Source organism: Enterobacter adelaidei, assembly GCF_041937165.1.
GTDB classification, from domain to species: Bacteria; Pseudomonadota; Gammaproteobacteria; order Enterobacterales; family Enterobacteriaceae; genus Enterobacter; species Enterobacter adelaidei.
Genome location: NZ_CP154353.1, coordinates 4,462,680 through 4,474,736, shown reverse-complemented (window position 1 = coordinate 4,474,736; position 12,057 = coordinate 4,462,680). Strand labels below are relative to the sequence as shown.

General features: G+C 53.1%; 9 protein-coding genes, 4 tRNA genes and 2 rRNA genes. 13 read left to right on the top strand and 2 right to left on the bottom strand.

Annotated elements, in window-relative coordinates; genetic code table 11:
* The first annotated feature begins 57 nt into the window (after positions 1-57).
* The 6 genes from AAHF05_RS21770 to AAHF05_RS21745 all read left to right on the top strand — a co-directional run bounded on the left by AAHF05_RS21770 (position 58) and on the right by AAHF05_RS21745 (position 3,786).
* Positions 58-134: transfer RNA gene (locus AAHF05_RS21770), tRNA-Ile, on the top strand.
* Positions 135-176: 42 nt separating this feature from the next.
* A tRNA-Ala gene (locus tag AAHF05_RS21765) sits at positions 177-252 on the top strand.
* Positions 253-432: 180 nt separating this feature from the next.
* Positions 433-3,337 (top strand): 23S ribosomal RNA (locus AAHF05_RS21760).
* A gap of 72 nt (positions 3,338-3,409) precedes the next feature.
* Positions 3,410-3,525 (top strand): 5S ribosomal RNA (gene rrf, locus AAHF05_RS21755).
* Positions 3,526-3,580: 55 nt separating this feature from the next.
* A tRNA-Asp gene (locus AAHF05_RS21750) sits at positions 3,581-3,657 on the top strand.
* 53 nt (positions 3,658-3,710) lie between these two features.
* Positions 3,711-3,786, top strand: a tRNA-Trp gene (locus AAHF05_RS21745).
* A gap of 99 nt (positions 3,787-3,885) precedes the next feature.
* Here the strand turns inward: AAHF05_RS21745 and hdfR are convergent.
* Positions 3,886-4,707 (bottom strand): HTH-type transcriptional regulator HdfR, encoded by an 822-nt coding sequence (hdfR, locus tag AAHF05_RS21740; RefSeq protein ID WP_129325071.1) that lies wholly within the window; start codon positions 4,705-4,707, stop codon positions 3,886-3,888.
* A 118-nt stretch (positions 4,708-4,825) separates the two neighbouring features.
* On the opposite strand from hdfR, the gene AAHF05_RS21735 reads away from it, so the two are divergent.
* Entirely contained in the window at positions 4,826-5,164 is a 339-nt protein-coding gene (locus AAHF05_RS21735) for a DUF413 domain-containing protein (protein ID WP_008501577.1), read from the top strand.
* A gap of 25 nt (positions 5,165-5,189) precedes the next feature.
* Here AAHF05_RS21735 and AAHF05_RS21730 read toward each other — a convergent pair whose 3' ends face one another.
* Complete coding sequence (locus AAHF05_RS21730; RefSeq protein ID WP_129325072.1) at positions 5,190-6,710, bottom strand: YifB family Mg chelatase-like AAA ATPase; 1,521 nt, start codon at positions 6,708-6,710, stop codon at positions 5,190-5,192.
* Positions 6,711-7,050: 340 nt separating this feature from the next.
* On the opposite strand from AAHF05_RS21730, the gene ilvL reads away from it, so the two are divergent.
* The 6 genes from ilvL (at position 7,051) to ilvD (ending at position 12,055) form a co-directional block, all read left to right on the top strand.
* Positions 7,051-7,149 carry an ilv operon leader peptide gene (ilvL, locus tag AAHF05_RS21725; RefSeq protein ID WP_001311244.1) on the top strand — a complete coding sequence of 33 codons (99 nt, stop codon included), beginning with the start codon at positions 7,051-7,053 and terminating at the stop codon, positions 7,147-7,149.
* Positions 7,150-7,235: 86 nt separating this feature from the next.
* Positions 7,236-7,286 (top strand): peptide IlvX, encoded by a 51-nt coding sequence (ilvX, locus tag AAHF05_RS21720; protein WP_108091188.1) that lies wholly within the window; start codon positions 7,236-7,238, stop codon positions 7,284-7,286.
* 2 nt (positions 7,287-7,288) lie between these two features.
* Positions 7,289-8,935 (top strand): acetolactate synthase 2 catalytic subunit, encoded by a 1,647-nt coding sequence (gene ilvG / locus AAHF05_RS21715; protein WP_129325073.1) that lies wholly within the window; start codon positions 7,289-7,291, stop codon positions 8,933-8,935.
* Positions 8,932-9,195: an acetolactate synthase 2 small subunit gene (gene ilvM, locus AAHF05_RS21710; protein ID WP_129325074.1), complete on the top strand. Its 264-nt coding sequence runs from the start codon at positions 8,932-8,934 to the stop codon at positions 9,193-9,195. Before ilvG ends, ilvM begins: the two co-directional genes overlap by 4 nt.
* A gap of 18 nt (positions 9,196-9,213) precedes the next feature.
* On the top strand, positions 9,214-10,143 hold the full coding sequence (gene ilvE, locus AAHF05_RS21705) for a branched-chain-amino-acid transaminase (RefSeq protein WP_023309654.1): 930 nt from the start codon (positions 9,214-9,216) through the stop codon (positions 10,141-10,143).
* Positions 10,144-10,204: 61 nt separating this feature from the next.
* Positions 10,205-12,055, top strand: a complete 1,851-nt coding sequence (gene ilvD, locus AAHF05_RS21700; RefSeq protein ID WP_049008151.1) for a dihydroxy-acid dehydratase — start codon at positions 10,205-10,207, stop codon at positions 12,053-12,055.
* Positions 12,056-12,057: the final 2 nt, after the last annotated feature.

Below are 12,057 nucleotides of genomic sequence, written 5' to 3'. Positions count from 1 at the left end.
TGCCTTTGCAGTGCTCACACAGATTGTCTGATGAAAAACAGCAGTAAAAATCTCTGCAGGCTTGTAGCTCAGGTGGTTAGAGCGCACCCCTGATAAGGGTGAGGTCGGTGGTTCAAGTCCACTCAGGCCTACCAAACTCCTTTTAAAGGATGAGCGGTACAGAGATTGCAAACGATGGGGCTATAGCTCAGCTGGGAGAGCGCCTGCTTTGCACGCAGGAGGTCTGCGGTTCGATCCCGCATAGCTCCACCATCCTTTACTGCGAACCCAAGAAAACTTCAGAGTGAACCTGAAAAGGTGCACTGCGAAGTTTTGCTCTTTAAAAATCTGGATCAAGCTGAAAATTGAAACGACACACAGTTAATGTGTGTTCGAGTCTCTCAAATTTTCGCAAGTCGATGATGAATCGAAAGAAACATCTTCGGGTTGTGAGGTTAAGCGACTAAGCGTACACGGTGGATGCCCTGGCAGTCAGAGGCGATGAAGGACGTGCTAATCTGCGAAAAGCGCCGGCGAGGTGATATGAACCTTTGACCCGGCGATGTCCGAATGGGGAAACCCAGTGTGATTCGTCACACTATCGTTAACTGAATACATAGGTTAACGAGGCGAACCGGGGGAACTGAAACATCTAAGTACCCCGAGGAAAAGAAATCAACCGAGATTCCCCCAGTAGCGGCGAGCGAACGGGGAGCAGCCCAGAGTCTGAATCAGCTTGTGTGTTAGTGGAACGGTCTGGAAAGTCCGACGATACAGGGTGATAGTCCCGTACACGAAAATGCACAGGTTGTGAACTCGAAGAGTAGGGCGGGACACGTGGTATCCTGTCTGAATATGGGGGGACCATCCTCCAAGGCTAAATACTCCTGACTGACCGATAGTGAACCAGTACCGTGAGGGAAAGGCGAAAAGAACCCCGGCGAGGGGAGTGAAAAAGAACCTGAAACCGTGTACGTACAAGCAGTGGGAGCACCTTCGTGGTGTGACTGCGTACCTTTTGTATAATGGGTCAGCGACTTATATTCTGTAGCAAGGTTAACCGTATAGGGGAGCCGAAGGGAAACCGAGTCTTAACTGGGCGTTAAGTTGCAGGGTATAGACCCGAAACCCGGTGATCTAGCCATGGGCAGGTTGAAGGTTGGGTAACACTAACTGGAGGACCGAACCGACTAATGTTGAAAAATTAGCGGATGACTTGTGGCTGGGGGTGAAAGGCCAATCAAACCGGGAGATAGCTGGTTCTCCCCGAAAGCTATTTAGGTAGCGCCTCGTGAACTCATCTTCGGGGGTAGAGCACTGTTTCGGCTAGGGGGCCATCCCGGCTTACCAACCCGATGCAAACTACGAATACCGAAGAATGTTATCACGGGAGACACACGGCGGGTGCTAACGTCCGTCGTGAAGAGGGAAACAACCCAGACCGCCAGCTAAGGTCCCAAAGTCATGGTTAAGTGGGAAACGATGTGGGAAGGCACAGACAGCCAGGATGTTGGCTTAGAAGCAGCCATCATTTAAAGAAAGCGTAATAGCTCACTGGTCGAGTCGGCCTGCGCGGAAGATGTAACGGGGCTAAACCATGCACCGAAGCTGCGGCAGCGACACTATGTGTTGTTGGGTAGGGGAGCGTTCTGTAAGCCGTTGAAGGTGTCCTGTGAGGGGTGCTGGAGGTATCAGAAGTGCGAATGCTGACATAAGTAACGATAATGCGGGTGAAAAGCCCGCACGCCGGAAGACCAAGGGTTCCTGTCCAACGTTAATCGGGGCAGGGTGAGTCGACCCCTAAGGCGAGGCCGAAAGGCGTAGTCGATGGGAAACAGGTTAATATTCCTGTACTTGGTGTTACTGCGAAGGGGGGACGGAGAAGGCTATGTTAGCCGGGCGACGGTTGTCCCGGTTTAAGCATGTAGGCGGAGGTTCCAGGTAAATCCGGTACCTTATTAACGCTGAGGTGTGATGACGAGGCACTACGGTGCTGAAGTAACAAATGCCCTGCTTCCAGGAAAAGCCTCTAAGCATCAGGTAACATCAAATCGTACCCCAAACCGACACAGGTGGTCAGGTAGAGAATACCAAGGCGCTTGAGAGAACTCGGGTGAAGGAACTAGGCAAAATGGTGCCGTAACTTCGGGAGAAGGCACGCTGATATGTAGGTGAAGCCCCTGCGGGTGGAGCTGAAATCAGTCGAAGATACCAGCTGGCTGCAACTGTTTATTAAAAACACAGCACTGTGCAAACACGAAAGTGGACGTATACGGTGTGACGCCTGCCCGGTGCCGGAAGGTTAATTGATGGGGTTAGCGGCAACGCGAAGCTCTTGATCGAAGCCCCGGTAAACGGCGGCCGTAACTATAACGGTCCTAAGGTAGCGAAATTCCTTGTCGGGTAAGTTCCGACCTGCACGAATGGCGTAATGATGGCCAGGCTGTCTCCACCCGAGACTCAGTGAAATTGAACTCGCTGTGAAGATGCAGTGTACCCGCGGCAAGACGGAAAGACCCCGTGAACCTTTACTATAGCTTGACACTGAACACTGGTCCTTGATGTGTAGGATAGGTGGGAGGCTTTGAAGCGTGGACGCCAGTCTGCGTGGAGCCGACCTTGAAATACCACCCTTTAATGGCTGGTGTTCTAACGTAGACCCGTAATCCGGGTTGCGGACAGTGTCTGGTGGGTAGTTTGACTGGGGCGGTCTCCTCCCAAAGAGTAACGGAGGAGCACGAAGGTTAGCTAATCCTGGTCGGACATCAGGAGGTTAGTGCAATGGCATAAGCTAGCTTGACTGCGAGAGTGACGGCTCGAGCAGGTGCGAAAGCAGGTCATAGTGATCCGGTGGTTCTGAATGGAAGGGCCATCGCTCAACGGATAAAAGGTACTCCGGGGATAACAGGCTGATACCGCCCAAGAGTTCATATCGACGGCGGTGTTTGGCACCTCGATGTCGGCTCATCACATCCTGGGGCTGAAGTAGGTCCCAAGGGTATGGCTGTTCGCCATTTAAAGTGGTACGCGAGCTGGGTTTAGAACGTCGTGAGACAGTTCGGTCCCTATCTGCCGTGGGCGCTGGAGAATTGAGGGGGGCTGCTCCTAGTACGAGAGGACCGGAGTGGACGCATCACTGGTGTTCGGGTTGTCATGCCAATGGCATTGCCCGGTAGCTAAATGCGGAAGAGATAAGTGCTGAAAGCATCTAAGCACGAAACTTGCCCCGAGATGAGTTCTCCCTGACCCTTTAAGGGTCCTGAAGGAACGTTGAAGACTACGACGTTGATAGGTCGGGTGTGTAAGCGCAGCGATGCGTTGAGCTAACCGATACTAATGAACCGTGAGGCTTAACCTTACAACGCCGAAGCTGTTTCGGCGAAGAGACAGACAATCAAATTTCAGCTCTGATACAGATTAACAGAATTTGCCTGGCGGCTTTAGCGCGGTGGTCCCACCTGACCCCATGCCGAACTCAGAAGTGAAACGCCGTAGCGCCGATGGTAGTGTGGGGTCTCCCCATGTGAGAGTAGGGAACTGCCAGGCATCAAATTAAGTAGTAAGCCGGTGCATAAATCCGGTGGTTACAGCAGTCTTCGGTGGAGCGGTAGTTCAGTCGGTTAGAATACCTGCCTGTCACGCAGGGGGTCGCGGGTTCGAGTCCCGTCCGTTCCGCCACTTATTAAGACATTAAGCCTGCCTTATTGGCAGGCTTAATGGCAAAAAACTTTAGGGGCGTAGCTCAGTTGGTAGAGCACCGGTCTCCAAAACCGGGTGTCGCGAGTTCGAGTCTCTCCGCCCCTGCCATATATAATCCTTTGCTCCGGCAAAGGATTTTTTTTTGCCTGATACACTACAGAAAACTCTCTTCTTAATTTTCAGCCAGCATTCCTGCTGGCTGATGTATCAATCTATTACATTGATTTTTAATAGATCTTTTATCTGTGATTGTTTATCACTGTTTTGCAGCCAAATCGCATACAGCGGCCTGGTAAGCGTTGTGGAATCCAATACAGTGTGAAGCCCGGCTTTAGCATCAGCCCAGCGGACAGGTAACCAGGTGCAACCCTTCAGCAAGGAAAGTTGCTGGCAGGCGATCTCTGCAGAGCTGGTTGTTAACTGCGGAACATCATCAACTGCAATCAACCCCGTCTCGTGCTGCTGAAAATCAGGCCCCCACTCCAGTCGCAAATAGGTCAAGTCTGCCTTCATCATTGAAGGTTCAGAAGCATAAAGCGCCAGGCCAAACTGACCCACAATCTGGCTGCTAAATTCGTCCATCTTGGGGGCTTCGGTTGTGATCAGAAGATCAAGCTGGCGTTCATGAAGTTGCTTAACCAGCGACTGCCGTTGTGCAATCCTGGCTTCAAATTGCAAATGCCCATGAGAATGATATAGCCGGGTAAGCCATTGACTTAGCATGCATTCCCACAGTGAAGCACTGGCCCCTATTGAAAACTCATTATGCCTGGAAGTATGTGCAACCTCTTTGCGGGCAGCCTGCCAGGTATTCATCAGCGTTTCTGCGTACGGGAGCAGTTTCTCTCCGGCAGGGGTTAAACGTATGTTGTTGCGATGGCGGGTAAAAAGATTCACGCCCAGTTGGTTTTCCAGCTGTCGAATACGAAAACTGACTGCTGACTGCGTCAGGTAAAGGGCTTCAGCTGCTCGCCCAAAGTGGCGCGTTCTGCTCACTTCAAGGAAAGTTTTTAGCAATTCCGTATCCACATCTTTCTCCGCAAAATTATTTGTCGTTATGATTTAAATGTTTTGTTTTACACTCTGTCAAGCGTAACTAATACTCCGCGCCATAAATAGCTCGGCCAAAGAATTAGGAGCGTGTAGGATGGCGGAAAGCTTTACGACGACTAATCGTTTTTTCGACAATAAACATTATCCGCGCGGGTTCTCTCGTCACGGCGATTTCACCATCAAAGAAGCTCAACTGCTTGAGCGCCATGGTTATGCCTTTAACGAGCTGGATCTGGGTAAGCGTGAACCTGCAACTGAAGACGAAAAACAGTTTGTTTCTGTTTGTCGTGGCGAGCGTGAGCCGCAGTCTGAAGCGGAACGTGTATGGATCAAGTACATGGCGCGCATTAAGCGTCCAAAGCGCTTCCATACGCTGTCTGGCGGTAAGCCACAGATGGAAGGTGCAGAAGACTACACCGAGTCTGACGACTAATAAGAAAGGGGCTACGGCCCCTTTTTTACGCCAGTAACTTTTGCAGGTGCAAAAGCAGACGATCGATTGCACGATAGCTCAACGCTTCCTGCAGATGTTGTCTCTCAATTTCATTACACCTTTCCACATCGGCGATAGTTCGGGCGACTTTTAAGAGACGCTGCCACGCACGAATTGAGAGCCCAAATCGCGTCAATGTTTCTTCCAGCCAGTTTGCGTCCTCAGCCTTTAGCTGGCAAAACTGCCGAATCTCAGCATTATCCAGACGGGCATTCAGTTTATTTTGACGTATATACTGTCGGGCCTGAGCGGCGATAACCCGCTCGCGAACCTCTACCGTGCTCTCCCCTCTGACGCTACTCTGGCTGAGCAGGCCAGGAGGAGGCAAAGGGATCTCCAGGGATAAATCGAAACGATCCAGAAAAGGGCCAGAGAGTTTCCCCAGATATCGCAGCGTCTGCTCAGGCGTACAGCGATTATGATTACCCTGATAATGTCCTGACGGGCTGGGGTTCATTGCTGCAACCAGCTGGAACTGCGCGGGGTAGCTTATTTTGGCACGTGTACGGGAGATATGAATTTCACCCGATTCGATAGGCTCCCTCAGAGCATCCAGCACTCGCCTTTCAAACTCAGGCAGCTCATCAAGAAACAGAATGCCATTGTGGGCCAGTGAGATCTCTCCCGGCCCCGGTATAGAACCTCCCCCTACCATGGCTGTTAGTGAGGCACTGTGATGCGGAGAGCGGAAGGGGCGACGTCGCCACTGTTTTTGTAACGACACAGAACTCACCAGGCTAAATATCGCAGCGCTTTCAAGTGCCTCATGGTTATTGAGTGGGGGAAGCAGACCATTCAATCTGCTTGCCAGCATCGTTTTCCCCGTACCCGGCGGACCAATCAACAGCAGGTTATGCCCTCCGGCAGCGGTAATCTCCAGTGCCCGTTTCCCCTGCTCCTGACCGATAATATCGCTGAGATCGTCCAGGCTTTCAGGTAGGAGATCCCCTGTTTCTTCAGGCTCTGCTAACTCATGTCGCCCCTCAAGATATGCACAGACCTCCTGCAAGTGCCCTGCTATCAGGCATCCTTTTTCGGCTATTAGGCTCACCTCGGAACCATTTTCATTGGCAACAATGATTTGTCGACCAGCACGAATGGCTTCCAGTGCACCTGAGATTGCACCAGGAACGCCCCTCAATGCGCCTGTAAGCGCCAGTTCACCGATGAACTCATACGAGCCTAGCCTGGACGCATTAAGCTGTTCAGAGGCTGCGAGAAGCGCTATAGCGATAGGTAAATCATATCGTCCCCCTTCTTTGGGCAGGTCCGCAGGCGCCAGGTTGATAGTGATCTTTTTTGCGGGGAAGGTATAACCGCTATTGATGATTGCGCTGCGTACCCGATCTCTGGCTTCTTTCACCGTTGTTTCCGGCAAGCCGACGAGCGTTAATCCGGGAAGCCCATTGCTCAGATGGACCTCTACGGAAATCAGCGGTGCTTTGACTCCAATAGCCGCACGCGTATAAACAACTGACAGTGACATAAGCACCTCCTTGAGGGTCGACTATGCCAGTATCTCGATCACACCTTTAGTGTCAGTTCTGTGTTTTACGACGCTTGTTCCAGGCTTTTGGCGACAAAATGCAACCATTACTTCTTGGCGGAAGCCTTCTCGCAGAAAAAGAGCGGTTCGTTTTGATGACCTGAGTACGCTTGAAATTATGAAAAATATTCACACTCTGTTTTTCTCATATAAAACAATGATTTTTCGGAATATGATTTGTGTGCTAATCAAAATGGTCATAAATAAATCTTGTGTTTTATTTAAAAACTGTGATAACTCTTTAGGTATTCCTTCGAACAAGATGCAAAAAGAACTGAAAATGACAGCCCTTCTACGAGTGATTAGCCTGGTCGTGATTAGCGTGGTGGTGATTATTATCCCACCGTGCGGGGCTGCACTTGGACGAGGAAAGGCTTAGAAATCAAGCCTTAACGAACTAAGACCCCCGCACCGAAAGGTCCGGGGGTTTTTTTATGACTAAAAAACTTAAGCGAGGAGCAGAGAATGAACACTAGCACAAAATTCTGTTTCTCCCGATTTATGACGGGGAACTAACTATGAATGGGGCACAGTGGGTAGTACATGCGTTGCGCGCGCAGGGAGTCGAGACAGTATTCGGTTATCCGGGTGGCGCAATTATGCCGATTTACGATGCATTGTATGACGGCGGCGTGGAACACCTGTTGTGCCGACACGAGCAGGGCGCAGCAATGGCAGCCATTGGTTATGCGCGCGCTACCGGCAAAACTGGGGTTTGCATGGCAACCTCAGGACCGGGTGCAACCAACCTGATCACCGGTCTGGCTGATGCACTGCTCGACTCTGTTCCTGTCGTGGCAATCACTGGTCAAGTCGCTTCTCCGTTTATCGGTACCGATGCCTTCCAGGAAGTGGATGTACTTGGTTTATCGCTGGCTTGCACCAAACACAGTTTCCTCGTCCAGTCTCTGGAAGAGTTGCCGCGTGTGATGGCTGAAGCATTTGCTGTTGCCAGTTCTGGCCGTCCTGGCCCGGTTCTTGTGGATATCCCAAAAGATATCCAGGTGGCTCTCGGCGATCTGGAACCGCACTTCTCCACCGTTGAAAGCGACGATGTGTTTCCACATGAGGACGTTGCAGAGGCGCGCCAGATGCTGGCGCAGGCAAAACAGCCGATGCTGTACGTCGGCGGTGGCGTAGGCATGGCACAGGCCGTTCCAGCCCTGCGCGAATTTATCGCAACAACGCAGATGCCAGCGACCTGCACGCTGAAAGGTCTGGGCGCGGTAGATGCTGACTATCCGTACTACCTCGGTATGCTGGGGATGCACGGCACCAAAGCCGCAAACCTGGCGGTGCAGGAGTGCGATCTGCTCATCGCCGTAGGGGCACGTTTCGATGACCGCGTCACCGGCAAGCTGAACACCTTCGCGCCGAATGCCAAAGTTATCCATATGGATATCGACCCGGCGGAGATGAACAAGCTGCGTCAGGCGCATGTCGCCTTGCAGGGCGATCTCAATGCGCTGTTACCGGCATTACAGCAGCCGCTGAACATTAACGCATGGCGTCAGCACACCGCCGATATGCGCGCTGAGCATGCCTGGCGTTACGACCACCCCGGTGAGGCCATCTACGCACCGCTGCTGTTGAAACAGTTGTCCGATCGTAAACCCGCAGACAGCGTCGTTACCACCGACGTGGGCCAGCATCAGATGTGGTCAGCCCAGCACATGACCTACACTCGCCCGGAAAATTTCATCACTTCCAGCGGGTTAGGGACGATGGGCTTCGGTTTGCCAGCAGCAGTGGGCGCGCAGGTTGCCCGACCAAACGATACCGTTATCTGTATCTCCGGTGACGGCTCCTTCATGATGAATGTTCAGGAGCTGGGCACCGTGAAGCGTAAGCAGTTGCCGCTGAAAATCGTGTTACTCGATAACCAGCGTTTAGGGATGGTTCGTCAGTGGCAACAGTTGTTCTTCCAGGAGCGTTACAGCGAAACCACCCTGACCGATAACCCCGATTTCCTCACTCTGGCCAGCGCCTTTGGCATCCCTGGCCAGCACATTACCCGTAAAGACCAGGTTGAAGCGGCACTCGACACCATGCTGTCAAGCGAAGGGCCTTACCTGCTTCATGTCTCAATCGACGAGCTTGAGAATGTCTGGCCGTTGGTACCGCCAGGTGCCAGTAACTCACAAATGTTGGAGAAATTATCATGATGCAACATCAGGTTGCCGTGCAGGCTCGCTTCAACCCGGAAACATTAGAACGCGTTTTGCGCGTGGTCCGTCATCGTGGCTTTCAGATTTGCTCTATGAATATGGAGACGACCACCGATGCGCAAAACATCAGTATTGAATTAACCGTTGCCAGCCCGCGGCCGGTCGACTTACTGTTTAGTCAGTTATCAAAGCTGGTAGACGTTGCCCATGTTGCCATCTGCCAGAGCACAACCACATCACAACAAATCCGCGCTTGAGCGTGACAGGAAGAGAAAATGACGACAAAAAAAGCTGATTACATTTGGTTCAACGGTGAGATGGTTCGCTGGGAGGACGCGAAGGTCCACGTGATGTCCCACGCGCTGCACTACGGTACTTCAGTCTTTGAAGGGATCCGTTGCTACGATTCTCACAAAGGGCCAGTGGTGTTCCGTCATCGTGAACATATGCAGCGTCTGCATGACTCAGCCAAAATTTATCGTTTCCCGGTTTCTCAGAGCGTTGATGAGCTGATGGAAGCCTGCCGTGACGTGATCCGTAAAAACAACCTGACCAGCGCGTATATTCGTCCGCTGGTGTTTGTGGGTGATGTGGGCATGGGCGTTAACCCACCAGCAGGCTATACCACCGATGTGATCATTGCCGCGTTCCCATGGGGTGCTTACCTGGGAGCGGAAGCCCTGGAGCAGGGGATCGACGCAATGGTCTCTTCCTGGAACCGCGTGGCGCCAAACACCATCCCGACCGCGGCTAAAGCGGGTGGTAACTACCTCTCCTCACTGCTGGTCGGTAGCGAAGCGCGCCGTCACGGTTATCAGGAAGGTATTGCCCTCGACGTGAATGGCTACATCTCAGAAGGTGCGGGCGAAAACTTGTTTGAAGTAAAAGATGGCATTCTGTTCACGCCACCATTTACCTCGTCCGCGCTGCCGGGCATCACCCGTGACGCCATCATCAAGCTGGCGAAAGATCTGGGTATCGAAGTGCGCGAGCAGGTACTGTCCCGCGAATCTCTCTACCTGGCGGATGAAGTCTTTATGTCTGGTACTGCGGCTGAAATTACGCCGGTACGCAGCGTAGACGGTATTCAGGTGGGTGAAGGCCGCTGCGGCCCGGTCACCAAACGTATTCAGCAAGCCTTCTTTGGCCTCTTCACCGGTGAAACAGAAGATAAATACGGCTGGTTGGATCAGGTTAATCACTAAGCATAAATATGGGACGGCACGCACCGTCCCATTTAAATAGTCAGACGGGAGTAAATAAAGCATGCCTAAGTATCGTTCAGCCACCACCACCCACGGCCGTAACATGGCGGGTGCTCGCGCACTGTGGCGCGCCACCGGAATGACCGACGCCGATTTCGGCAAGCCAATTATCGCCGTGGTGAACTCCTTTACCCAGTTTGTGCCGGGTCACGTGCACCTGCGCGATCTCGGTAAACTGGTTGCCGAGCAAATCGAAGCCTCTGGCGGTGTGGCGAAAGAGTTCAACACCATTGCGGTGGATGACGGTATTGCGATGGGTCACGGGGGCATGCTCTATTCACTGCCATCTCGCGAACTGATCGCCGACTCAGTGGAATACATGGTTAACGCCCACTGCGCGGATGCAATGGTCTGTATCTCCAACTGCGACAAAATCACCCCAGGGATGCTGATGGCTTCCCTGCGTCTGAACATTCCGGTGATCTTCGTCTCCGGCGGTCCTATGGAAGCTGGAAAAACCAAGCTTTCCGACAAAATCATCAAGCTCGACCTGGTTGATGCGATGATTCAGGGTGCGGACCCGAAAGTCTCTGATGAGCAGAGTGAGCAGGTGGAACGCTCCGCGTGCCCGACCTGTGGCTCCTGTTCCGGGATGTTCACCGCCAACTCCATGAACTGCCTGACCGAAGCGCTCGGCCTGTCGCAGCCGGGTAACGGCTCGCTGCTGGCGACCCACGCCGATCGTAAACAGTTGTTCCTCAACGCCGGTAAACGCATTGTTGAGCTGACGAAACGCTACTACGAGCAGGACGACGCCAGCGCGCTGCCGCGCAATATCGCCAGCAAAGCGGCGTTCGAAAACGCTATGACGCTGGATATCGCCATGGGCGGTTCCACCAACACTGTGCTGCACCTGCTGGCCGCCGCGCAGGAAGCCGAAATCGACTTCACCATGAGCGACATCGACAAGCTGTCCCGCAAAGTGCCTCAGCTGTGTAAAGTCGCGCCGAGTACCCAGAAGTACCACATGGAAGACGTGCACCGTGCCGGTGGCGTAATCGGTATTTTGGGCGAGCTGGATCGCGCCGGGCTGCTGAACCGTGACGTGAAAAACGTGCTTGGCCTGTCGCTGCCGGAGTCGCTGGACCAGTACGACGTGATGCTGACCAAAGACGACGCGGTGAAAAAGATGTTCCGCGCGGGTCCAGCGGGTATTCGCACCACCCAGGCGTTCTCGCAGGACTGCCGCTGGGACACTCTGGATGACGATCGTGCCGAAGGCTGCATCCGCTCGCTGGAACACGCCTACAGCAAAGACGGTGGTCTGGCCGTGCTGTACGGTAACTTTGCGGAAAACGGCTGCATCGTGAAAACCGCAGGCGTGGACGACAGCATCCTGAAATTCACCGGCCCAGCAAAAGTGTATGAAAGCCAGGACGAGGCGGTAGAGGCGATTCTCGGTGGCAAAGTGGTGGAAGGTGATGTGGTGGTGATCCGCTACGAAGGTCCGAAAGGCGGGCCGGGTATGCAGGAGATGCTCTACCCAACCACCTTCCTGAAATCCATGGGACTCGGTAAGGCGTGTGCGCTGATCACTGATGGTCGATTCTCTGGCGGTACGTCCGGCTTGTCTATCGGCCACGTTTCCCCTGAAGCAGCGAGTGGCGGCAACATCGCCATTATCGAAGATGGCGACCTGATCGAAATCGATATTCCAAATCGCGGTATTCAGCTGAAGCTCAGCGACCAGGAAATTGCGGCTCGTCGTGAGGCGCAAGAAGCGCGAGGCGACAAAGCCTGGACGCCGAAAGATCGTCAGCGTGAAGTCTCCTTCGCCCTGCGTGCTTACGCGAGCCTTGCCACCAGTGCAGATAAAGGCGCGGTGCGCGATAAATCGAAACTTGGGGGCTAATG

Excerpts from the sequence above, each read along its gene's own strand:
- AAHF05_RS21735 (WP_008501577.1), top strand. The coding sequence starts at position 4,826 with ATGGCGGAAAGCTTTACGACGACTAATCGTTTTTTCGACAATAAACAT.
- AAHF05_RS21730 (WP_129325072.1), bottom strand. The coding sequence starts at position 6,710 with ATGTCACTGTCAGTTGTTTATACGCGTGCGGCTATTGGAGTCAAAGCA.
- ilvL (WP_001311244.1), top strand. The coding sequence starts at position 7,051 with ATGACAGCCCTTCTACGAGTGATTAGCCTGGTCGTGATTAGCGTGGTG.
- ilvG (WP_129325073.1), top strand. The coding sequence starts at position 7,289 with ATGAATGGGGCACAGTGGGTAGTACATGCGTTGCGCGCGCAGGGAGTC.
- ilvM (WP_129325074.1), top strand. The coding sequence starts at position 8,932 with ATGATGCAACATCAGGTTGCCGTGCAGGCTCGCTTCAACCCGGAAACA.
- ilvE (WP_023309654.1), top strand. The coding sequence starts at position 9,214 with ATGACGACAAAAAAAGCTGATTACATTTGGTTCAACGGTGAGATGGTT.
- ilvD (WP_049008151.1), top strand. The coding sequence starts at position 10,205 with ATGCCTAAGTATCGTTCAGCCACCACCACCCACGGCCGTAACATGGCG.